We start from the raw sequence: 21,514 nt of genomic DNA on the forward strand, positions 1-21,514 counted from the left end.
CCGGCCCCCACCGGTGCGACCAGGCCGCTCAGTGCTCGCCGAAGAAGATCTCCTTCACCTCGCGCACCGCGTAGTAGACGAGCACGAAGCCGGCCAGCGGATCGGCCCACCACCACCCGAGCGTGCTGTTCAGGACCAGGCCCACCAGCACCGCGGCGGCGAGCAGCCCGTCGATCAGGGTGACCCGGCCCTCGGTCTTCAGTACCGGGTTGTCCAGCGCCGCGCCGGTACGCGCCTTGCCGGCGGCCAGGGCGAACATCACCACGGCGGTGACGGCGGTCCAGACGATGCCCCGCGGCGAGTGGTGCGGGTGGAAGCCGCTGGCCAGCACCCACGTGGACTGCGCCAGCAGGTATCCGGCCAGCAGCGCGAAGCCCACGCCGATCAGGCGCAGCGCGCGACGCTGCCGCTCCTCACCGGTGCCGCTCAGCTCCCACACCACGACGGTCGAGGCGCCGATCTCGATCAGCGAGTCCAGCCCGAACCCGGCCAGCGCCACGGACCGCGCGGAGATCGCGGCCACGGCAAGGACCACGATGCCCACGACGTTCCACGCCAGCGTCGTGTATTCCAGGGCGAACCCCCGGCGGAGCAGGGTCGCGCGAGCAGCATCGTTCGAGGTAGTCACCGGGCGAGTGTCGCAGACGGACATAACGGACCCGTCACACCTGGGCCATCGACCTGTCATACCGCCGGCTCTGCACGGCGACGTACCGTCCGTATCGGGACCCACCAACCGGTTCGGCCCGCTGCCGGACGGATGTGGTCAGCGGCGGCCGAAGGAGCGGACGAAGTCCGCTGTGGGGGAGCCGATCCCGGTCACGTCGTCGTAGCCGGGTGTGGTCTTCAGCGAGGTGTCCTGGTCGAGGGTGAGCAGCCAGGGCGAGTAGCCGCTCGGGGCGGAGTAGTCGCGCTCCCACTGGACCGCCATCGGGGCCGGGCCGGCCGGGGCGGGCAGGACGTCGTGGATCGCCGGGGTGCCGCTGAGCGAGTAGAGCAGCGGGTTGGCGAAGCCGAGGGCGCGGCCGCGGGCCTGGGCCGCGTCCACCTCCAGGCCGGCCACCAGGGGCGCCGAGCCGCTGGTGCCGGCCTCGGTGACCTCGCTGTAGGTGCCGCCGGCGCTGTAGCCGATCAGCCACCCGGTCACGCCGTCGCCGTCGGCGGCGATGTCCGGCACCTCGCGGTGCGCCGGGGCGGTGCCGTCGGCCGTCGCCAGGGACTGCGGCACGACGCCCTTCTGGTACCAGGGCTGGGCGTAGAGCGCGCTGCGGCCGCCCGTGGAGCCCTCGTCGAAGCGGCCGGGCGGCGGGGTCAGGTAGCCGGTGCCGTCCGCGGTCAGCTTGGTCTGGTCGTGGCCCCAGCCGAGTTCGCCGACCACCTCGCCCTGCCGGCCGATCTGCAGGGTGGTGCCGCCCACCGCGGTCGCCCACGGGTCCGAGGCGGGGAAGCTGACGGCGGCCGGGATGCCGAACTGCGGGTAGGCCGCGTCGCCGCCGTCGCCGGAGTCGAAGTTGAAGCCGATGCCCTCCAGCGCGCCCTGCTGGAACATCTGATCCCAGGCCGCGACGACGCTCGCCGGGCTGCCGCCCTCGGTGGTGCTGAACGAGTCGGTCGCCACGTCGGCGAGGTGCTGGTCCACGATCCGGGTCTCGGCGTCCAGGAACGGCAGGTTGCCGCCGCCGCGCTGGCCCGTGGTGCAGTCGGCGCCCACGTAGACCACCTTGGCGTCCGGTGCGGTGATGTGGATCGACTCGACGTCCAGCGGCTCCTCCGGCAGGTCGGCGTAACCCTGGCAGCTGGCCGCGAAGTTGGGGCCGAAGTTCTCGCTGTACTGGCCGGGCGCGAAGCCCGGCAGGCCGTGGGCGGCGAAGAAGCGGTTCGCGTCCGCCGCCATGGTGGGCAGCGCGCCGTCCAGCACCACGGCCACGGTGCGGCCCTTGCCGGTGTACGGGCCGTCCGTCACGCCGTAGGCGTCGCGCAGCTGCTGGGGGGTGTAGCCGCAGATCGCGTCGACGGCGCTCGTCTGTCCGTTGACGGGCGGGATCGCCGAGCTGTGCTGTCCCCACCACTGCGAGCACGTCGCCGGGGCGGGGGTGGAAGCGGGGGTGGGGGTGGCTGTGGGTGCGGCTTGGGCATGGGAGGCGGCCGTGGCGCCCGGCCGGATGTCGAGCCCGATCACCGTGCTGATGTCGCGGCCCAGCGCCTTCGGCACCGAGATCCCGCTCACGGGTGCGACGCCTGGGCCGGCCGGATCCGACTTCCAGTCGAAGGCGTGCAGCGAGGTGGCGAAGGCCTTCTGCGCCTCGGCCACGCTCGCGCTGACGGTCAGGTAGTGGGCGTTCGCATCCGTGACGCTCATGCCGAAGCCGGTCAGCCAGGAGCGCACGGTGGCGCTCTGCGCCGCGTCGGTGCCGAAGCGGTCGGTGAACTGGGCGGGCGTCAGGTAGTGGGCGTAGCCGGAGTCGCCGGGCGTCGAGACCCGCCGGGCCGCCGCGACCATGCCCACCGGGTCCTTCCCCGCCAGGTAGACCCGCAGCGACAGGCTCCGGTCGGCGGGTGCGGCTCCCAGGTCCTGGATGTAGGTCGGATCGCTGCTCCAGGCCGGCAGCGGGGACGGCAGGTCGGCGCGGCTCGCCGTCGCCGCACTCGCGGTCGGCACCGACACCCCCACCAGCAGAGCGGCCGCGGCGGCCGCGGCGCCCAGCACGGCCCCCCGCCCGGACCGCCCGGACCGGCCAGACCGGCGGCCTCCCGCGTCGGCGTCGCCCGAGAAGAACATCTGTCGAGTCAAGATCCCACACTCCGTCAACTTGTCGGCATCGCAAGGGCCCTCCCGGGATCGCCCGGATCGGCGACCCGCCCCTGCGCACTACTCAGGACGGGTCGGGGCGCCGATCCGGTCGCTGCGGCCCGCCGACCCGCCGGGGGCCGTTCGCCCCTGGCGTGTCCGTCACCGGCGCGCGTCGGCTCCGGCGCGTTCGCCCCGCAGGGTTCACCCCCGGCGTGCGGAACGATGTGCGGGTTTCCCTGTCGTCACCCCCTGACGCCCTGTTACCTGGTGTAGAGCAGTAGTGGACATCCGGCTGACCGGCCGACAGAAGGAGGACTCATGGGGATGCGGACAGGCACGTCGGGCGACCGCCACGGGAAGGCCGTGGTGATCGGCGGCGGGTACGCCGGTCTGGTGACGGCCCGGGTGCTGACCGACCATTTCCGCGAAGTCGTCATCCTGGAACGGGATCCGATCGACGGGGACACCGGTGCCCATCCGCATGCGCCGCAGGGGTATCACGCCCACGCCATGCTGGCCAAGGGCGCGCAGGTCCTCGAGACGCTCTTCCCCGGCCTGCGTGCCGAACTGCACGAGCTCGGTGCGCCGGTCTTCGACTACGGCGAGCGGGTCAGCTTCCTGCAGCCCGCCGGGTACGCCCCGCGCGCCCGCACGGGTGTGCTGATCCAGTCGTTCACCCGGGACGAGCTGGAACGCCGCCTGCGGCAGCGGGTGCTGGCCCTGCCCGGCGTGACGCCGGTGGCCTCCGCGCGGTGTGAGGCCCTTGTGATGGGGCGGGCCGGGGTCGTGACCGGGGTGGTGTACCGCGCGGACGGCGCCGAGGAGCCCGTCCGGCTGGAGGCGGACCTGGTGGTCGACGCCTCGGGGCGCACCAGCGGCCTGGACGGCTGGCTCGGTGAGCTGGGCGTGTCCGTGCCCGCGCGGCGCGTGGTGAAAGCGAAGATCACGTACACCTCGATGGCCTTCGCCCGTCCGGAGCAGGACGAGGTGGACTTCGACGGCGCCTACCAGATGACGTCCGCGCCCGACGTCCCCCGGGGCGGCGTGATCCTGGCCGTCGAGCGCAACCGCTGGATGTGCTCACTGATCGGCTTCGGCGACCAGGCGCCGCCGGTCGACGACCAGGGCTATCTGGACTTCGCCAAGGGCCTGGGGAACCCGCTGCTGGGCGAGCTGATCGAGCGCCGTACCGATGCGGAACCCACCCGCCGCTACGTCAACGTCAACAACCAGTGGAACCAGTACCACAAGGTCAAGGCCTGGCCGGAGCGCTTGGTCGCGGTCGGCGACTCGGTCTGCGTGTTCAACCCGGTGTACGGCCAGGGGCTGACCGTGGCGGCGCTGGAGGCCGACCTGCTCCACCGGATGCTGGCCGTGTCGCGAACGGCGGGCGGCGGACTCGACGGACTGAGCGGCAGGTTCCAGCGCCGGGTCGCGCGCGTGCTGCTGGTCCCGTGGACGCTGTCGAGCAACTCGGACCTCATGTGGAACCCCCACGGCCGGCCGCTCGGGGCCAGGATCGCCCACTGGTACAACAAGCAGATCTTCGCCGTCTCCGTTCACGACGCGCAGGTCTGGTCCCGTTTCGCCAGGGTCGCCAACATGGTGGCTCCGCCCAGCGTGCTCTTCCACCCCTCGGTGCTGCGGAAGGTCATCGGCGCCGCGCTCTCCCAGCGCCGCGCCTCCCCGGCGCCCCGCTCGGGCGGCCCGCTGCCGGCGCACACCGCCTCCGCCGCGGCCCGGGGAAGCGATACCGCCTGATCAGGCGGGATCACCCGGTGCGCGGTCACCTGCGGATCGCGGCGACGACCCCGGCGAACCGATGGGTGAAGGCCCGCCAGGTGGCCGACGACACCGGCTCGTCGGCCACCGCCCGCTCGTACATCCGATCCGGGTCGAAGCCCTGCGCACCCAGCCGCTCCCGGTCCCAGGAGCGGATCCGTTCGGCCGGCGCCTCCGGGTGGAACTGCACGCCCCAGGCGCGTTCCCCCACCCGGAACGCCTGGTGCGGGCACCGTTCGCTCTCCGCCAGCCACACCGCGGCCGGCGGGAGCTCGGTGACGGCGTCCACGTGGTTCTCGATGGCGGGCACCACCGCCGGCAGCGCCCCGAAGAGCGGATCCTCCTGCGCAGCGGCACGCAGCCGGATCGGCGTGCTCCCGTACTCGGGCTCGCCGTAGCCGTCCTTCACGGTGCCGCCCGCGACGTGTGCCAGCAGCTGGCCGCCCAGACAGATGCCCAGCACGGGATTGCCGTCCCGCAGTGCCTGCCCGGTGAGATCGCGTACGCCGGCGAGCCAGGGTGCGCGGGCGTCCTCCCAGGGCAGGAAGCCCCCGCCGAGCACCACCAGCGCCCGGCCCCCCAGCACCGCGGGCAGCGGCTCGCCCTGGTACGCGTGCACCACCGCCGCCCCGAGCCCGGCCTCCCGCAACCAGCCGGCCACCCGGCCGGGACCACTGGAGGCCGAGTTCTGCACGACGAGCACGGCCTCGTCCTCCGCCCCCTCCCCCCACCGCGAGCCGGGGCCCTGCACCCTGACCTCACCCTCCGGCACACATGCCCGATCGACAGCGAAACGCACCTCCCGGCAGTTTCCCAGCAGCACGGACTCCCCGCTCGGCAACCCGCCCGCCGCCGTCGCGGCCGGCCTCGCACCCACCCGTCAGCTGCACGACGGCGAGACCGGCCCGCACACCGAACCCGCCGGCCCTCGTGGGCTACGATCAGGGCCTTTCGACCAGCGATCAGGAGCGCGCCCATGCGGGTGGACCGATTCCGTGGGCCCCGCCGACTCCGGGCCCGGCACGGGGGTTGGCGGGCCGTGGCGGCGCTGGCGGCCGTGGCCGGCGCGGCGGCCGGCTGCGGACCCAACACGGACGCCTACGCGGCTCTGCAGAACGTGATGAAGTCGCACATCACCACGCACGACAAGCGGCCGGTCGCCTCCGTCTCGTGCACCCCGCACGTCCACGACACCGAGCGCGGCGCGACCGCCCACCTGCGCTGCCTGGTGACGTTCACCAACGGGACCTCGTACACCGCCAACGCGGCCATCCACAACGAGAACTCCGGCGGCGCGCACAACCTGCCCGACTCCTACTCCTGGGACAGCCCACCCCCGAGCTGACCCCGGCGCCGCAGCCGGCGGACCGCGACCGACCCGGCCGTCGGGCGGCGCGCGGCGCGTGGCTTGGATGTGGGCGTGGGCGCTACTCCTCGACCTCGGTGTGGTAGACGCGCAGGCCCCTGCGCGTGTAGTTGAGGAGCGCGCTCGGGTGGTCGTCGGAGTTGGTGTGCAGCCACACCCTGCGGACGGCCGCTGCCTCCAGTGGTTCGGTCGCCCATGCCTGATGCAGCGCCAGCGTCAGCGCATGCCCGCCGAGTCCCCGGCCGACGTACTCCGGCAGGAGTCCGAAGGTGCGGATCTCCACGTCCCCGCCGGGCTGGGGTTCCAACGCGGCGATCCCGGCCGTCTCGCTCGCGAGCCGGATCAGCCAGTACTGGCGATGCGGGTGCGCCAGCGCCAGTTCCCGCCACTCCTGGTCGGAGCGCGTCGAACTGCGCCATCCGTAGGCCGCACCGACCCGGGCCTGCACCGAGCAGGCGAGCGCCGACAGCCCCTCCTCGCGTCGAAGCTCCAACGCGGGCTCGGGCCGGCCCGGCTTCAGCTCTCCGGGCCCGGTCATCTCCAGATACGTGACAGTCTTTCCCATCCCGGCACGCTACCCGAGGCCACCGACACCAGCCCGATCGCCCGACCGCCCGACCGGCACCGTCGCATCTGAGCTGATCGGAGAGCCTGGCCGTGCTGAAGTATCTGCCGTGAGCGACCGCGAGCCCTGCAAGAGCGAAGCCCTCGGCCTGCACTGGGACGACGTCCACCTCGACGACAGCGCCCTGTGCCGTCGGTACAGCGGTGGACGCCGAGGGCGAGGGCCGGATGACGTTGGTGCCGCGAAGGCGCGAGCAGGCCCAACGGTTCGTGGCCGACTGGGAGTTGTCGGAGCCTGGTATCGCTCCCGTGATGGCCTGGCGCCCGGACGGTGAACCGGCGGTGAATCCTGAGGCCGCCTTCTACTGGGCCGCCGTGGCGCGGAGGAGTTGACCTATCTTGTGACCCATGGCAGCTTCAAGTCCCGATCCGCTGGCGAAAGTTCTCTCCCGGTCGGCTGACGGCTGGTGGCGGCTGGAGTTCGTGCCCGACCGGGGGGCCGAGGTGCACGCCATGCTCAAGAGGAGCAGCGTGCTGCCGATCCAGCTGGCGATCGGCTTCCTGCCGGCTATTCTGGTGATGGGCGTTCTCCTCCGGCTGCTGCCCGTCGGGGGTGCTCTGCTGGCGCTGGTCCTGATCCTCCTGGTCGGTCTGATCGTCCTGCTGGTGAGAGTGCTCATCACCGCCGACGCCGAGATGGTGCGGTGGATCGATTTCTGTCCGCCGGACTTTCCGGATCGGATGGTGCTCGGCCGGATGCGGGAGAAGAAGATCGAGACCGTAGGCGAGCTGCGCGGGGTCTCCGTGGTCGAGAAGTTGAGGCTGGGGGACCGGAAGTCGATCAAAGTGGTGCTCCACGCGCACCGGACGGTGGAGTGCGTGCCTACTGTGCAGTCCCCGATGGCCCGGGTCGACGCACCGGCGCTCATCGCCTGGTTGACCGAGCAGCTCGCCCCGTTCGAGATCCCGGTGGAGTATCTGACCGATATCGACAGGAACTTCGAATGTCCGGAGGAGTGGTGGCCGGGGCGCGAAATCGCCCAGTTGATCTGGCGGGTGCCTGAGCAGGAGTTCGAGCAGCTGGCCGCAGAGCACGGCCTCGAGGGGTATCTCTTCACCTTTCCCAATGAGGGGAAGAACACTCCCGAGCCGGTCCTGCTCTACAACCCGGGTGTGGCCCACGACCTGATCGAGGCGGTCCGCGCGAGCCGAAACTGACCGTCTCTCAGAGGACGGCGTGTGACGTGATGTCGCTTCTGTCGTCACCGGATCCTGTGGCACCGATGAGCGCTGGGCCCTGATCGATCCCGTCATCGCCTCCTGGAAGGCCCAGCACCCCTCCGTCAGCGGCCACCGGGGCAACTATGAGATGCGGGAGATCGTCAACGCCCTGCTCTACTCCCTTCCCGCGCTACCGCTGCCACGTCCCGCCATGGTCAGCCCCGGATCCAGGCGATCGCCTTCGACGAGCCGAACCCCCCGATGATGGCCGCCGAGACCGCTATGCCGAGCAGGCCCGGCACCACCCCGCCGAGCAGTGTGAGGACCACGCCGCTCAGGATGTTCACCACCTGCAGCGTGATCACGGTGACCCGCGCCCAGTTCCGGCGCATCGCCGTCCCCACCGCACAGGCCGCCAGGAGCACCGCCGTCCCCATCGTCACCCACGCGAACGCGACGGCCAGGCCGCTGCCGTCGGTGTAGCCGTGGTCGATGTCGGTCTGGTTCGCATGGAACATGACTATGGCTACCACGAAGTTGACGACCGCCTGGAGCCAGACCACCACCAGCGCGCCCTTGAGACCACCCGGCATCCGGTCGGTCGAGTACGACTGCACCATCTCTCCACCCCCTGCTCGGCTTCCCACCCCGCTGCGAGGTGGGTCGGCGGACGCCGCGGCGGTGTCCGTGCTCCAGGTCACTCCACGTCCCCCTCCTCGGCGCTGCCTGGGTTCAGCAAGAAGGCCGTGATCCGGTGGACTTGGGTCTGCAACTGCAGGCCCATGACGGCGGCGGCCAGCACGCCGGCCAGTGATTTCCGCAGGGCGCCCCAACCGCCCGTCCTCAGCCCGAAGTACGCCCCGCTCGACGAGGTCGACGATCACGGCGTCCACCATGCCGCCCGGTCCGCCGGCGAGTAGACCCAGCAGTGCCAGGGTCCAGTCCGTCCCGCCTGTGTCGTGGGCCCGAGCAACGCGTCAGCTCAAATTAATTCACGTACCGCCTTCATTCACAATGACTTTGACTAGTCATCAGTTGGGGACGGCACGGGGGTGCCGTCGGTTGTCCGTGGCGTGCTGATGTCGGACGGCCTCCAGCGCTGCGGTGATGATGTGAGGCCGCCCGCCATGTGCCGGCCGGTCCAAGGCCTCCGCCACAGCCGACGGGCCGGATCGTACGACCTCAGGGGGATTGATTCCTCCTCAGGCGCACGACGGGCCTGTCGGCCAGTGCCTGCTGGACGCGGGCTGCCAGCTCGTCGGCCGGAGGCATGCCGGGCGGGGCGGTCCAGGGCCCGTCGGGGCAGTCCAGCGAGGTCGGCGGTGGTACCCGTGGTGGCAGGTCCTCACGACGGGCGGCACAGCACAGTGAGTACCGGACGTAGGAGAGGTAGGCAGCCACCTCGGCGGGCAGCTCGCCGACGTCCTCCTGACCACTGCGGGTATATCCCCAGGCCAGCAGCAGTCGGCGCAGCACCCGGCAGCGGGACGTGAGTTCCGCATCGCCCAGCAGTCTGACCAGGGAACCGTCGAAGAACAGCTGTCCGGTGCCGGGTGGCTCGGCGGGGGCGGCCGCCAGCAGGAGCGACAGGCTGCGGCGGGCCTCCGGATCGCTCACGTCACCGAGCAGAGCGCCGTCCCAGGGAATCCTCGGAGTGCTGGACCGGCCGTGAAAGGAGAGCGCGATCGGCTCGCCGGGCGCGCCGACGCGCGCCAGCTGTGCCAACAGGACCGAGACGGCGTATCGGGCGACCGTGCCGTCCGCGAACTGCTCGGCGACCATCCTCACCGCGTAGGGTTCGTACACCGTCACGCCCACGTCATAGGCATGACCGCTGCTGATGGTGGAACGGCGAACGTGCAGGCGCAGCGCGAGAGCCAGGGTGTCAGCGGTTGAGAGGTTCCAGGTCTCGGCGACCTGTTCGACACGCCACCAGGATTTGCGCTCCTGCTCGATCCGGGGGCGACTACGAGCGGAGTACTCGGTCCGCCTTCCCGCGGTGATGCCGCTGGGCAGGAGCGCGTCCAACTCGTCGCCTGCCGCCTGCAGGCTGGTCTGCAGATGGCGCGGGGATGTCACCGAACCACGCCCGGTGCGGAGTCGGACCTCCACACCGACGGAGCGCTCAGGCTCCGGATCGCACTCGTCGTAGGGCGTCTCGACGTGCTCGACGACTGTGGCCTCCCGCAGTTCCCCGATGGGTATGCGGCTGCTCCCGACCATCCGGACGATCCTCAGATCGGTAGGCCGGCCCGCGGGGAGGAACTCGACCCGGTGAACGTCGTGGCGGCGTCCCACGGCGCGGGCGAAGCCGACAGTGAGGCCGAGCACGACGAACAGGAAGACATCGATCAACGCGCCGGTCGTGAGAGCATCCCGGCCGGCGACTCCCAACAGCCCCACCAGTGGAAGCGTGAGAACCCCGAGCGTCAGAGCACCCGTCAGTCCGGCCCACACGGGGGAGCCGAGGTAACCCGGACGGCTCTGCGGTACGAGTACCAGACGGGATGATCGAGGCGCTCGTGCCGAATCCGTCGTCATAGCTGCCACCGTAGGACGGCCACCGATCCCTGGATACCCCACGGATGCACCGGCTGACCACCGACGTCAACGACGTCACCCTCCGCAAGACCTCGCGCTCCCGGCGGGGGTCGTCGTCGAGCCGATCGCCACGTCGGCCGGCCCTGCCGGGCCGTTCCTCCCGATCGGGAGGAACGGCCTCACTCGGCCGAGTACACCAACGCACCCCCCGTATAGGTCTGGAGGACCCGGGCCGCGCAGATCTCCTCCACCGGTGCGGCGAAGATGTCGCGGTCGAGCACCACCAGGTCCGCCAGCAGGCCGGTGCGCAGGCTCCCGGCGTCGTCGAGTCCGTTGACGTGGGCCGAGCCGGCCGTGTAGGCGGCGAGGGCGGTGGCCAGGTCGAGGCGCTGCTCGGGCAGGAAGATCCGGCCGTCGGTGGATTCGGGCTCCATCCGGTTGACCGCGACGTGCAGGCCCGCGATCGGGTCGGGGCTGCTGACCGGCCAGTCGCTGCCGGCCGCGAGCGTGGCACCGGCCCGCAGCAGTGAGCCGAACGGGTACTGCCAGGCGGCGCGTTCGGGGCCGAGGAAGGGGATGGTCAGTTCGTCCATCTGCGGCTCGTGGGCGGCCCACAGCGGCTGGATGTTGGCGATCGCACCGACCCGGGCGAAGCGTGGCACGTCATCGGGGTGGACCACCTGCAGATGGGCGAGATGGTGGCGGGTGGCCCGCCGGCCGTTGGCGGCCCGAGCCGCCTCGACGGCGTCCAGCGCCTCGCGCACCGCGCGGTCGCCGAGCGCGTGGAAGTGCACCTGGAAGTCGAGCCGGTCCAGTTCGGTCACATGGGACCGCAGCGCCATCGGATCGACGAAGCTCAGACCGGAGTTGGCGGTGGCGCAGCCGCAGGCGTCCAGGTACGGACTGCCCAGGGCCGCGGTGAAGTTCTCCGCGATTCCGTCCTGCATGATCTTGACCGAGTCCGCCCGGAAGCGGCCGTGGCGCAGCGCCGCCCGCCGGGCGACCAGCTCGGGGATCTGCTCGGCGCCCCGGTCGCGTTCCCACCAGAGGGCGCCGTTGACCCTGGCGGTGAGGGAGCCGTCGCGGGCGGCGGCGAGGTAGGCGTCCGAGGGGTCGGGCTGGCCGTTGAACTCGCCGAGCAGGGCGTCCTGCCAGCCGGTGATGCCGAGCGAGTGCAGCAGCGCCTGGGCCCGCAACAGCCCGGCCAGCCGGTCGGCCGTGCTCGTCGGCGGGACGAGCCGGGCGACCAGGCCGGTGGCGCCCTCCTGGAGGACGCCGCTGGGCGTGCCGTCGTGCTCGCGCTCGATCCGGCCGTCGGCCGGGTCGAGGCTGTGCCGGGTGAGACCGGCGAGTTCGAGCGCGCGGGTGTTGGCCCAGGCGCCGTGGTGGTCGCGGTTCATGAGGTAGACCGGGCGGTCCGGGACCACGGAGTCGAGCAACTGGCGGGTGGGCAGGCCACCGTCGAAGCTCTCCATCGACCAGCCGCCACCGGTGATCCACGCCCGCTCGGGGTGGCCGGCGGCGAACTCGCGGATCCGGCGCAGGTATTCGTCCACGCCGGTGGTGCCGGTGAGATCGCACTGGGCGAGCTCCACGCCGCCGTAGACGGCGTGGATGTGCGCGTCCTGGAATCCCGGAAGCAGCAACTTGCCGCGCAGGTCGATGACTTCGGTCCTCGGGCCGATCAGCTCCCGTACCTCGTCGTGGCCGACGGCCGTGATCCGTGCTCCCGTCACGGCCAGACTGCTCGCACGGGTTCGGGCGGCGTCCGTGGTGTGGACGGGACCGTTGGTGAATACCAGGTCGGCCTGGTGCATGGTCGGGCTCCAACAGGGTCGGCGGGACTTCAGGGATCGGGGATTGCGGGGGAGGGGCGGCGCGGGCTGCGCGCCGCCCGTCAGACAGTGTGCGGCGAACTGCCGGTGCCAGGCGCGGTGTCGGCGGTGAAGTACGGTGAGTGGCGGTGCCAGCGGGCCCAGGCGGCGGCCAGCAGGCCGGAGGCGATCATCAGCACCGGGATGAGCAGTTCGAACCAGCCGTTGTCCGCCGAGAGTTCGAAGTGGTCGGCCGAGTCGTAGAAGCTCCAGGCGAGGTATCCGCCGACGGCGAGCAGGGTGGCAGCGCCGAGCAGCGGGGCGACGACCGCCCGCAGCGCCTCGAGCGGCGAGGTCCGCAGCAGGGAGCGGAAGCGGACGGCGGCGGCGACGGCCGTGAGGGCGTAGTAGAGGGCGACGACGATGCCGATCGCGTTGACGGTCGCGGAGATCAGCGAGCTGACGGTGGGTATGACCAGCGACAGCAGCGCGAGGACGATCGCGAGCGCCGTGACCAGCAAGGTGCCCGCGGCGGGGGTCTGGTGGCGGGGGTGCAGGCGGGTCCAGACGGGTCCGAGCGTGCCGTCGCGTCCCATGGCGAACATGCCGCGCGCGGTGGGCACGACGGAGGCCTGCAGCGAGGCCGCGGCCGAGAAGGTCAGGGCGATCAGCGGCAGTGCGGCGAGCGGCTGGCGGGCGAGCCGGTTGCCGAAGTACGTCAGGCCCTGTGCCCCGTTGCCGACCAACTCGTCGATGGGGAGCACGCGTTGGAAGGCGGTGCCGGCGAGGACGAAGAGCAGCATCATCACCGTGAGGGCGATGAAGCCGCCGCGGGAGGCGTCGCGCGGCTCGCGGACCTCCTCGCCCACGCTGAAGACCGACTCGAAGCCCCAGTAGCAGAACACCGCGAGCACCATGCCCTGGGCGACGGCGTGGAAGGAGGGGATGCCGAGCGGATCGAACCAGTCGAGCGAGAAGGGCTGGTCGCCGGCGAACAGACCGTATCCGCAGAAGCCGAGCAGGACGGCGTACTCGAAGACCAGCAGGTACTTCTGCAGCCGGGCGGCGAGCTCGACCCCGCGTACCGCGACCAGCGCCGAGGCGACCAGGACGACCATGCCGATGGCGGTGCACTGGAGCGTGGAGTCCGGACTCAGGGACAGGCCCGCGACCCGGTGCACGCCGGCCGCGCCGAGCAACTGGATCACCGCCGAGCCGGTCACCGTGGTGGTGTAGGCCATGAACACGACCGTGCCGAGGATGTTGACCCAGCCGGTCAGGAAGCCCAGCCAGGGGTTGAGGGTCGCGCCCACCCACCGGTAGCTGCTGCCGGCGTCGGGGTCGACCCGGTTGAGCCGCCCGTAGCCGCCCGCGATGGCGAGGACGGGCAGGAAGGCCAGCAGCATGATCGCCGGCAGGTGCAGGCCGACGACGCCTGCCATCAGACCGAGCCCGATGCCGATACTGCTGGTGGCCGCCGTACTCGAGGCGGCGAGTGCCACGGCGCCGCCGAGGCCGAGCGATCGGTGCAGCGCGGGGCCGGTGGCCCCGGTGGTTCCGGTGGCCCCGGTGCTCCCCGTCGTCTCGGTGGTTCCAGTCGTCTCGGTGGTTCCGGTGGTTCCGGTGGTCCGGGTTCTCGGTCCGGAGCCTTCGTTGTCGAGCGTGTCTGCCAACGCGTCACCGCCGTCTTCGTGGGGGTTCCGGCCGAGGGGGCGGCCGGTGGCTGGCCATGCAACCCGCAAGCTCTTCACACGTCAATGCTGTTGTCATAAGGTCGCCCCATGGCCGAGCGAGTGATCCCCGAGCCGCAGCGACGGCGCAGAAGGCCCACCAAGCAGGGCACGGTCCTGTCCGAACGCGTCATCGTCGACACCGCGCTCCGGCTGGTCGGCCTGCACGGTGCGCAGGCGCTCACGGTCCGGCGCCTCGGCGCCGCACTCGGCGCCGACCCGAGCGCGATCTACCGGTACTTCCACAGCACCGACGACCTGCTGCTCGCCATCGCCGACGAACTGATCGGCCACGCACAGCACGGCTGGCGGCCCACCGGCGACTGGCGGGCCGACCTTCGCGACATCGGCCTGCGCATTCACGCCGCCTACCAGGCGCACCCCCAGGCGGCCATGCTGGCGGCCCACCGGACCACGGGACGCGACAACGAGACCCGAGCCGTCGAGGCGATCCTGGGCGTGCTGCGTTCGGCCGGCTTCCCGGACCGGGAGGCGGTGCGGGCCTACCACGCCCTGGTGGACCAGGGCCTCGCGTTCGCGGCCCTCGACGCGGCCGCCCTGGCCCTGCCCGCCCCCGCCCTGGCCGCCGACCTGAACGTCTGGCAGGCCCGCTACGCCCGTCTGGACCCCGAAACCCACCCCAACATCGCCGCCACCGCCGCACTGCTGGCCGCCGACATGCGGCTGAGCGGCTACCCGTTCGCGCTGGACCTGCTGCTGGAGGCGATCGCCGCCCGACTGCCCCACCACAGCGCGGGGCAGCGCCATGCCTGATCCCGTCCGCCGCCATGATCCCGTCCGCGACCACCACGACGCGCGCCGGCCCCACCCGCTGCGCAGCGGGTGGGGCCGGCCGTGTTGCCGCTTGGCGGTGGACGGTGTCTACCAGGTCGTGCTGGTGTTCGCGTAGTAGAAGTAGGGCTGCGGACCCCACCAGTGCCACCAGACCCCGTAGCGGAAGTTCACCCACATCGTGCGGGGCAGGTACTGCCGGGGGATGACCTGCCGGAGGATCCCGGCGACGTAGTTGCCGGCCCAGGAGCAGATCGGTTTGGCCACCCCGTCGGTGAAGTAGTTGCAGGCCTGGGTGAAGATGGCGCCACCCGCCTTGGCCAGCACGTTCACCATCTGCTGCCGGCTCATGCCGACGGAGAGACCGCCCCCGCCGCCGCAGAAGCTGGCGTACGCGGCAACCGTGTAGCACCAGTTCCCGGTCGTGTCGGCGTTGGTGAGCGGGTTCTGGTCGCCGTAGTCGTAGGCGTTCGCGCTGCCGCCGGCGACCGGGTCGGTCTGCAGGAAGCGGCCGGTGTTCGGGTTGTAGCCGCGGACGCCCATGAGCAGCGTGCCGCCGGGGCCGGTGGTCGAGCGCTGGTCCCCGCCGAGCCAGCCGTAGCGACCCGGGGCGCCGGTCTCCACGGAGCCGAACTCGCTGTAGGTGAACGTCGCGGTGGGGGCCGCCGCGCCGGTGGGCGCGGTGGTGGCCAGCACGTCGCCGTGCAGGCTGGTCAGGCAGAGCGTGCCGCCCGCCGGTGTGAAGGATCCCGCCAACTGGCCGTCGAGGCCGGGCACGTAGCGGCTCCAGCCGCCACTGCTGTCGCCCGACCAGCTCGGACTGTCCGAGCCGCCGGTGTAGTGGTCGGTGGTGGTCAGGCCGGTGACGCTGTCGGTCGTGGTGCGCACGCGGTTCTGCTGCGGGTCGAGCGTGTAGGTCTGGACATCCGTGCCCTGGGTCTGACCGGCGGTCAGGCCGTTGGCGAAGTAGCTCGTGGCGAGGTCACCGGCGCCGCCCGCGTCGGCGGAGGGCGTGGTGGTGGTGCGGCCGAGCGCGTCGTAGGCGTAACCGGTGTTGATCAGCCGATCCGCGCTGTCGTAACTGCTGGCGACCGTGGTGCCGTTGGCGCTCTGGCAGGCGCCGGTGGCGGTCGGCGGGGCGGTCGTCACCGAGGTGCGGTTGCTGTCCACGTCGTAGCCGTAGCTGCGCGTGGTGCACTGGCTGCTCTGACTGCCCTGGCTGCCCTGACTACCCTGGCCGCTCTGACCGCTCTGACCGCTCTGGCTGTCCGTGACGCCGACCAGCCGGTCGGCCGCGTCGTAGCCGTACGTCTGGGAGCTGTTGAGCGTGGCCCGTGAAGCCCAGTCGCCATGTGCGCTGGGCACCACCGAGTCCACCAGCGGGCCGGACCAGCCGGAGTTGGTGTAGCCGAGCCGGACGGCCTGCCCGGTCGCGTCGTAGCCGTGGGTGCCGGTGGTGCCGTCGGGGTAGGTCTGGGTGGCCAGTTGGCCGTTGGCGTCGTAGCTGCCGCTGAAGGTGCCGGCCTGGGTGTCGGACTCTCCGGTGGCCAGGCCGCGGTGCTCACCGCCGCCGTTGTAGGTCAGCGTGGTGGTGCCCTTGCCGTCGGAGCGGCTGACCAGCCGGCCCGCGACGTCGTAGCCGGTGCCGGAGACCGCGCCGTCGGCGTCGGTGTAGGAGACGCCCTGGCCCCAGTCGTCGTAGCCGGCCTTGGTGTCGGCCGTAACGTTGTTGTTCGCGTCCACCGACTCGACGTCGGTGATCAGGCCGGTGGCGGGGGAGTACACCGTGACCGTGTCCGGAACCGGCGCGCCCATGCCGCTGCCGGTCGTGGTGATCGAGGTGCGGACCGACCGGCCGGCCGAGTCGAAGGAGGTGCTGGTGGTCCGGGTGTTGCCCGATCCGAAGTCCTCGGTCTTGCTCATCGTCTCCAGGTACGCGTTGTACGTGTACGTGGTCACGGGGAGGTTCGGCAGGCCGGCCGTCCCGGGCTGTGCGGTCGGCTCGGTCCTGCAGATCTGGTTGGCCCAGTTCGGCTGGCCGCCGCAGGCCGGGTCGATGGTGTTCGCGCCGGCGGTGTAGTAGACCACCTTCTGGGTCCCGGCCCCGCTGCCCGCCGTGTCCGAGGGCTGGGAGCTCGACAGCGAGAGTGGATCGCCGCCGTACTGCGCCGGGTCGGTGTTGTAGTGGGTCGTCTTGGTGATGGCGAGGCCGGTCGGGTCCGTGATCGTCTGCAGCGGGGTCCGCAGGGTCCAGCCGGAGGTGTCCGACCCGATCGCGTAGGCGTTCTTCGTCGTCCGCGCGTCGGTGTCCGAGGTGCCGGGCACCGCACCGCCGAGGCTCGCCGACTCGGTCACCGTGGTGGCCAGCCGGTACGGGTTGCCGTTGGCGTCCTTGTCCGCGCCGGGCGCGCCCTCGTCGTACGCGTAGTGCGTGTGTGTGCGGGCCTGCTGCGGGGCGGTGTATCCGGCCACGGACACCGAGCGCATCGGACCGTAGGTGTCCAGCAGCTCCATCCCGTCCGCCGAGTAACTGCTCTCCGTGTCAAGCTGCTTGGCGATCGCGGCGGTGTTCACGCCCGCGCGCAGGGTCACCACCGCGGCCATCCACGCGTGGGTGGCGGTGCCGGTCGCGGCGTAGCCGCCGGCCGTCGAGACGGTCCGGTACCCGGTCGCGAGCTGGTCGCTGGAGACCAGCAGCGTGGGCAGCGCGGTGAAGCCGCCGGTCCACGAGGTGGTCGGGCCGCCCTGGATGCCGGCCACGCCGAACACCAGCTCGTTCGCCGAGGTGGTGGCCGGGGTCGTGCCGGAGTTGAAGGCGGTTCCGGCGGCTCCCGTCGCCGCGGACTTCACGTCCACGCCGCTGGCGCCCGTGATCTCGTCGACGGCGGCGTGGTACTCGGCGGTCGAGGGGAAGGTGAGGGTCACCGTGTCGGAGGTGGACAGCGCGTGCGCGCCGAAGGCGGCCAGCAGCAGCGTCCGGTCCTTGGCGGAGCCGTCGTTGACGTCGGAGACCACGGCGAAGGTGTCGCCCTGGCTGTCGGTGGCGGTGACGTTGCCGGGCACCGTGTTGCTCACGCTGTCGGTCAGCATCGCCGACACCAGCAGGGCGTCGCCCGCCTTGACGGCGGCCGTGACCGGGACGGTGACCGAGGTCAGCCCGGTGCCGGTGCCGGTCTTGGAGCCGGCGCGGCCGACGTAGCCCGGCGGCGCCGTCGACGGGCCCGAGGCAAGTGCGCTCTCGCGGTCGGCGGCGGTCAGCTGGCGGACGGCGTTGCCGTTGCCGTCGTACTCGGTGGTGGCGATGTGCCAACCGTTGCCGTACGTGGCCGTGTTGGTCTCGCGGCCGTTGGTGTCGTAGTAGTGCAGCGTCGCCCAGGTGTAGTCGACGGGCGAGCCCGGCGTGTGGTCGGCCGGGAACTCCGCGACCGCGGAGACCGGCGTGTCGCTCTGGCCCCAGGTGGCGACGGTGGCCGCGTCCATGTCGAGCGGTCCGCCCGCCGCCTTGGTGACCGGCACGTGGTACAGCACGGACTGCACCGCCGCCGTGCCGTCGCCGTGCGTGCGGGTGACGTTGAGCAGCTTGCCGTAGTCGACGTCGCCGGCGGTGTTGTCGTAGGTGAAGGTGTACGGCTTGAGGTTGCCGGTGGCGGGGTCCTGGGCCGGGGTGACGGAGGCGAGGCGTCCGTTGCCGTCGTAGCCGTACTGGTTCTTCAACGCCGGGCTGGTGCGCGGGTCCCACTCGGCGACCAGCCGGCCGGAGCCGTCGTAGGCGTAGTCGGCGACGGCGACCTGCTGGAAGCCCACCGAGTTGCAGACCCCGACGAAGTCGACCTCGGCCAGGTTGCCGGTGGTCGCGTCGTAGCGCAGCGCCAGGCCGCGGCAGCCGCCGGACCAGGACGTCGCGGTGACGGGGTACGGGCAGGCCGCGGTCGTCGCGCTGTTGTTGCTGACCACCGGGTCGGGCGCGGTGACCAGGACGAGTTTGCCGTTGGCATAGGTGAAGCTGACCGACTTGTCGGCGCCCGACTCGGTCACCAGGGACGGCGCGTAGACGGTCGGCTTGGTGGCGTCCGGGGCGGTGAAGTTCACCAGGGTGGCGGAGCCGTCCACCAGCAGGAAGCCGTTGGCGGATTTGGTGAGCACGAGGCCGGAGGTGGCGGTCACGCCCTGCCCGGTGTAGGAGGTGATGCCGTTGCTGGTGCTGCCGGCCAGGAAGGTCCGTACGGCGCCGTCGGCGCCGGTCAGTTGGGCGTAGCTGCCGTCGTCCACCAGCCCGGACCAGGCCGCCGAGGTGCCGAGCACCGGCAGCGATGCCGTCCAGCCCGGCCCGAAGATCGACGGGGTGTTCGGTGCAAGGGAGTTGAAGGTGCGGGAGACGCCGAGACCGGCCTGGTAGGAGGCGATCGACACGTCGGTGGCCGACAGCGAGGCGTTGCCCGACTGCAGGCCGACGGTCACCGGGCCGAGCGTGCTGGAGGCGAAGTCCGAGCCGACGCCGTTGCGTTGCAGGGTGACCGTCACCGCGGGCGTCGTGGTGCCGCCGGCGAACACGGCCTGGAGCTGTAGCGGGCCGTCGCCGGGGAGCGTGCTGGTGGCCTTCCAGAGGAGTTCGGGGGAGGTCACCCCGCCACTGGTCGCGGTGGTCGCCACCGGCCAGCTGACGGCGGCGCCGGCGTTGCTGACGTCACCCGCCGGAACCGTGGTGAACGTGCCGCTGGTCCCGATCCGGTACTGGAAGGTGACCCCGGTGGCGCCGCTCGGGGCGGTGGCCCTGAGGTTGAACGTCGAGGAGCCGGTGGACCCGTCGGCGGGCTCGGCGATGCCGGAGGTGCCCACGCCGAAGGTGTAGGAGGTGATCCCGGAGCGGTTGCCGGAGCCGTTCTGCGCCTGCGCGTAGAGCGTGTGCAGCCCTGGGCCCGGGTTCAGCGTGACCGAGGGCGCGGTCGTGTAGCCGGACGGCGGGTTCTGGTCCAGGCCGTAGACGTATCCGGTCACGCCCGAGGAGGTGTCGGCGAAGCCGAACGAGGCGCCGGCGGGGTTCTGGGCGGTCCAGCTGTTCGCCGGGTAGCCGGCCGAGGAGACGGTCGGCGCGGCGGCGATGTCGGTGTCGACGGTGAACGCCTGCGCCGCCGACCAGGGCCCGTAGTCCGTGCCGTCATAGGCGCGGGCCTGCCAGGTGTAGGCGCCGTTGGCCAGCGAGGACGTGGTCCAGGAGGCCGTGCCGCCCGAGGCGACCGGGGAGGCGGTGCCGGTGGCGACGACGGTGCTGCCGGACAGCACCTGGAAGGTGTCCGTCAGGGTCCCGCCGTCGGCGTCGGTGTCGGTGGCCGACAGGGTCGGCGTCGGCGTGTTGCTGTACAGCGTGCCGCCGGTGGTGACCGAGGGGCTGACCGTCTGTGAGGTCGGCGTGCCCGGATAGGAGTTGTAGGTCACCGAGATCGACGGGTTGTTGTCGAACCACTTCCACTGCGTGGAGTCGGTCTCGCTGGGCGCCCGTAGCGCCATCGTCCCGACCGCCGTACTGGCGGTCGCCCAGCCCTGCACCTCGCTCGTGACGTCCCAGGGGACGTTGGCGGCGGGGCAGGTGGAGTCGTATCCGCTGGCGATGGTCTGGCTGCCCAGCCTGGTGTTCCAGGCCGGCTGGTTCGACCAGTTGGAGGCGGAGGTGAACGACCCCGTGTCCCACAGCTCCACGGGAGTGGCGGCGCAGGTCCACGCGTGCGTCTCGTTGGTGTTGAGCGTCGCCGACAGGACGTGCTTGCCCCACAGCGAGGTCGGGTCGAACGAGAAGAACGACCGGTAGACGTGGGTGCCGCCGTCAGGGGTGCCGACGTCCGCATTGTCGTCGGAGTCGAAGTAGGTGCGCGTGGGTTCGTAGCCGGAGGCGAGCAGCCAGTGGTTGCGGCCCAGCGAGGCGGCCGGATCGACGGTCACCGGATACTGGGCCCGGGCGAGGAACCCGGCGTCCGGGGTGTAGCTGAGGTAGGTGACATCACCCCTGGAGACCGCGGAGAGCGACACCGCGGCCGTGTGGGCCGGCATCCCGGTGCTGCGGTCGATCTGGCTGTCCCACATGGTCGGCGCCGGCATCGAACCGGCGATCTGCCCCGAGCCGTCGCGGAAGTCCACGCCACCGTTCTTGTCGTCCACCGCCTTGAGTCCCTTGGTACTCAGCGGGAGGGTGAAGTCGAACGCGCCGCTCGGTGGCGAGCGCAGCACGAGGAAGGTCTCGAATCCCGTGCGAGTGGCCTGGATCTTCAGATCGACGCCGGGCAGCGCGTCGGCGTAGCTTGCGGTGTCGCCGGAGAGCGTGGGCTTGGGCAGCCTGCCGTGCCAGGACAGGGTGACCGCCGAGCTGCCGGTGCCGAGCGTCACCAGCGCCTGGTCGCCGTCCTTCCCCGAGCCCCCGGACAGCTTGAGCCCGGCCGGCTGCGCGGTGGGGGAGACGCTCCCGTCGGGATTGGCGACGAGCGTGGTGTTGACCGGCACCCAGCCGGAGGCCGTCCTGACGCGGACCGGCTGCTCCGACTGCTCCATGGTGAAGGTGCCGTCGGGGTTGGCGAAGGTCGTCGTCGTCTCGGTGCGGTCGCCGGTGACCTCGACGCGGTGGTGCTGCTCGCGCGCGGCCATCGCGGCGGAGAACGCGTCGGGGCGGTCGACGATGGGAGCCGCCGGTCTGGCCGTGGACGGTGCGGCGGCGGCTGCCGGGCCGGCGAGGGCGCCGGCGCCGATGCTGGTGGCGACTATGCCGGCCAGGGCGAGCGGCACGGCTCGCCGTAGCAGCGTTCGGTGATGCCTGCCGCCGAACGGACTGACTGATGCCACGTGAGTCCCTCTCTGTGGAGGTCAGACGACCCACGCGAAAGGGCGCGGGCCGACCGGTCCGAGCGGCGTCGCTTGCCCGTGCTCGGAA

General features: G+C 71.7%; 13 protein-coding genes and 1 pseudogene. 5 read left to right on the top strand and 9 right to left on the bottom strand.

The features are described 5' to 3' along the window. Nucleotides 1-28: 28 nt before the first annotated feature. Together AC060L_RS13870 and AC060L_RS13875 are read right to left on the bottom strand one after the other, a co-directional pair. Entirely contained in the window at nucleotides 29-628 is a 600-nt protein-coding gene (locus AC060L_RS13870; RefSeq protein WP_483799007.1) for a cation efflux transmembrane domain-containing protein, read from the bottom strand. 138 nt (nucleotides 629-766) lie between these two features. After that, nucleotides 767-2,791 carry a S53 family peptidase gene (locus AC060L_RS13875; protein WP_483799008.1) on the bottom strand — a complete coding sequence of 675 codons (2,025 nt, stop codon included), beginning with the start codon at nucleotides 2,789-2,791 and terminating at the stop codon, nucleotides 767-769. Nucleotides 2,792-3,109: 318 nt separating this feature from the next. On the opposite strand from AC060L_RS13875, the gene AC060L_RS13880 reads away from it, so the two are divergent. Further along, nucleotides 3,110-4,552, top strand: a complete 1,443-nt coding sequence (locus AC060L_RS13880; RefSeq protein WP_483799009.1) for an FAD-dependent oxidoreductase — start codon at nucleotides 3,110-3,112, stop codon at nucleotides 4,550-4,552. A 25-nt stretch (nucleotides 4,553-4,577) separates the two neighbouring features. Here AC060L_RS13880 and AC060L_RS13885 read toward each other — a convergent pair whose 3' ends face one another. Then, nucleotides 4,578-5,276 carry a type 1 glutamine amidotransferase gene (locus AC060L_RS13885; protein ID WP_483799010.1) on the bottom strand — a complete coding sequence of 233 codons (699 nt, stop codon included), beginning with the start codon at nucleotides 5,274-5,276 and terminating at the stop codon, nucleotides 4,578-4,580. A gap of 273 nt (nucleotides 5,277-5,549) precedes the next feature. Between AC060L_RS13885 and AC060L_RS13890 the strand changes: the two genes are divergently transcribed. Next, nucleotides 5,550-5,918: a hypothetical protein gene (locus AC060L_RS13890; RefSeq protein ID WP_483799011.1), complete on the top strand. Its 369-nt coding sequence runs from the start codon at nucleotides 5,550-5,552 to the stop codon at nucleotides 5,916-5,918. A gap of 82 nt (nucleotides 5,919-6,000) precedes the next feature. Here the strand turns inward: AC060L_RS13890 and AC060L_RS13895 are convergent, their stop codons facing one another. Beyond that, the gene (locus AC060L_RS13895) at nucleotides 6,001-6,504 is read right to left on the bottom strand and encodes a GNAT family N-acetyltransferase (protein WP_483799012.1); all 504 of its coding nucleotides are present in this window, start codon (nucleotides 6,502-6,504) and stop codon (nucleotides 6,001-6,003) included. A 170-nt stretch (nucleotides 6,505-6,674) separates the two neighbouring features. On the opposite strand from AC060L_RS13895, the pseudogene AC060L_RS13900 reads away from it, so the two are divergent. Further along, nucleotides 6,675-6,896, top strand: a pseudogene (locus tag AC060L_RS13900) (SAM-dependent methyltransferase); the annotation flags it as partial. 15 nt (nucleotides 6,897-6,911) lie between these two features. Beyond that, entirely contained in the window at nucleotides 6,912-7,721 is an 810-nt protein-coding gene (locus tag AC060L_RS13905) for a hypothetical protein (protein ID WP_483799013.1), read from the top strand. A 218-nt stretch (nucleotides 7,722-7,939) separates the two neighbouring features. Here AC060L_RS13905 and AC060L_RS13910 read toward each other — a convergent pair whose 3' ends face one another. The 4 genes from AC060L_RS13910 to AC060L_RS13925 form a co-directional block, all read right to left on the bottom strand. After that, nucleotides 7,940-8,344, bottom strand: coding sequence for a hypothetical protein (locus AC060L_RS13910; RefSeq protein ID WP_483799014.1), 405 nt, complete (start codon nucleotides 8,342-8,344; stop codon nucleotides 7,940-7,942). A 562-nt stretch (nucleotides 8,345-8,906) separates the two neighbouring features. Continuing rightward, nucleotides 8,907-10,265, bottom strand: coding sequence for a hypothetical protein (locus AC060L_RS13915; RefSeq protein ID WP_483799015.1), 1,359 nt, complete (start codon nucleotides 10,263-10,265; stop codon nucleotides 8,907-8,909). 179 nt (nucleotides 10,266-10,444) lie between these two features. Beyond that, nucleotides 10,445-12,082, bottom strand: a complete 1,638-nt coding sequence (locus AC060L_RS13920) for an amidohydrolase (RefSeq protein ID WP_483799016.1) — start codon at nucleotides 12,080-12,082, stop codon at nucleotides 10,445-10,447. A gap of 80 nt (nucleotides 12,083-12,162) precedes the next feature. Then, entirely contained in the window at nucleotides 12,163-13,611 is a 1,449-nt protein-coding gene (locus tag AC060L_RS13925; protein ID WP_483799150.1) for an APC family permease, read from the bottom strand. 249 nt (nucleotides 13,612-13,860) lie between these two features. Here AC060L_RS13925 and AC060L_RS13930 point away from each other — a divergent pair, with 249 nt between their 5' ends. After that, nucleotides 13,861-14,583, top strand: a complete 723-nt coding sequence (locus tag AC060L_RS13930) for a TetR/AcrR family transcriptional regulator (protein WP_483799017.1) — start codon at nucleotides 13,861-13,863, stop codon at nucleotides 14,581-14,583. Between the two features lie 108 nt (nucleotides 14,584-14,691). On the opposite strand, the gene AC060L_RS13935 is transcribed toward AC060L_RS13930, so the two are convergent. After that, nucleotides 14,692-21,369 (bottom strand): RHS repeat-associated core domain-containing protein, encoded by a 6,678-nt coding sequence (locus AC060L_RS13935; RefSeq protein ID WP_483799018.1) that lies wholly within the window; start codon nucleotides 21,367-21,369, stop codon nucleotides 14,692-14,694. Nucleotides 21,370-21,514 lie beyond the last annotated feature (145 nt).

This window comes from Kitasatospora sp. NEAU-69 (assembly GCF_057158765.1).

Coding starts and splice junctions, on each gene's coding strand:
- AC060L_RS13905 (WP_483799013.1), top strand. CDS start 6,912: ATGGCAGCTTCAAGTCCCGATCCGCTGGCGAAAGTTCTCTCCCGGTCG.
- AC060L_RS13930 (WP_483799017.1), top strand. CDS start 13,861: ATGGCCGAGCGAGTGATCCCCGAGCCGCAGCGACGGCGCAGAAGGCCC.
- AC060L_RS13890 (WP_483799011.1), top strand. CDS start 5,550: ATGCGGGTGGACCGATTCCGTGGGCCCCGCCGACTCCGGGCCCGGCAC.
- AC060L_RS13915 (WP_483799015.1), bottom strand. CDS start 10,265: ATGACGACGGATTCGGCACGAGCGCCTCGATCATCCCGTCTGGTACTC.
- AC060L_RS13910 (WP_483799014.1), bottom strand. CDS start 8,344: ATGGTGCAGTCGTACTCGACCGACCGGATGCCGGGTGGTCTCAAGGGC.
- AC060L_RS13895 (WP_483799012.1), bottom strand. CDS start 6,504: ATGGGAAAGACTGTCACGTATCTGGAGATGACCGGGCCCGGAGAGCTG.
- AC060L_RS13880 (WP_483799009.1), top strand. CDS start 3,110: ATGGGGATGCGGACAGGCACGTCGGGCGACCGCCACGGGAAGGCCGTG.
- AC060L_RS13920 (WP_483799016.1), bottom strand. CDS start 12,082: ATGCACCAGGCCGACCTGGTATTCACCAACGGTCCCGTCCACACCACG.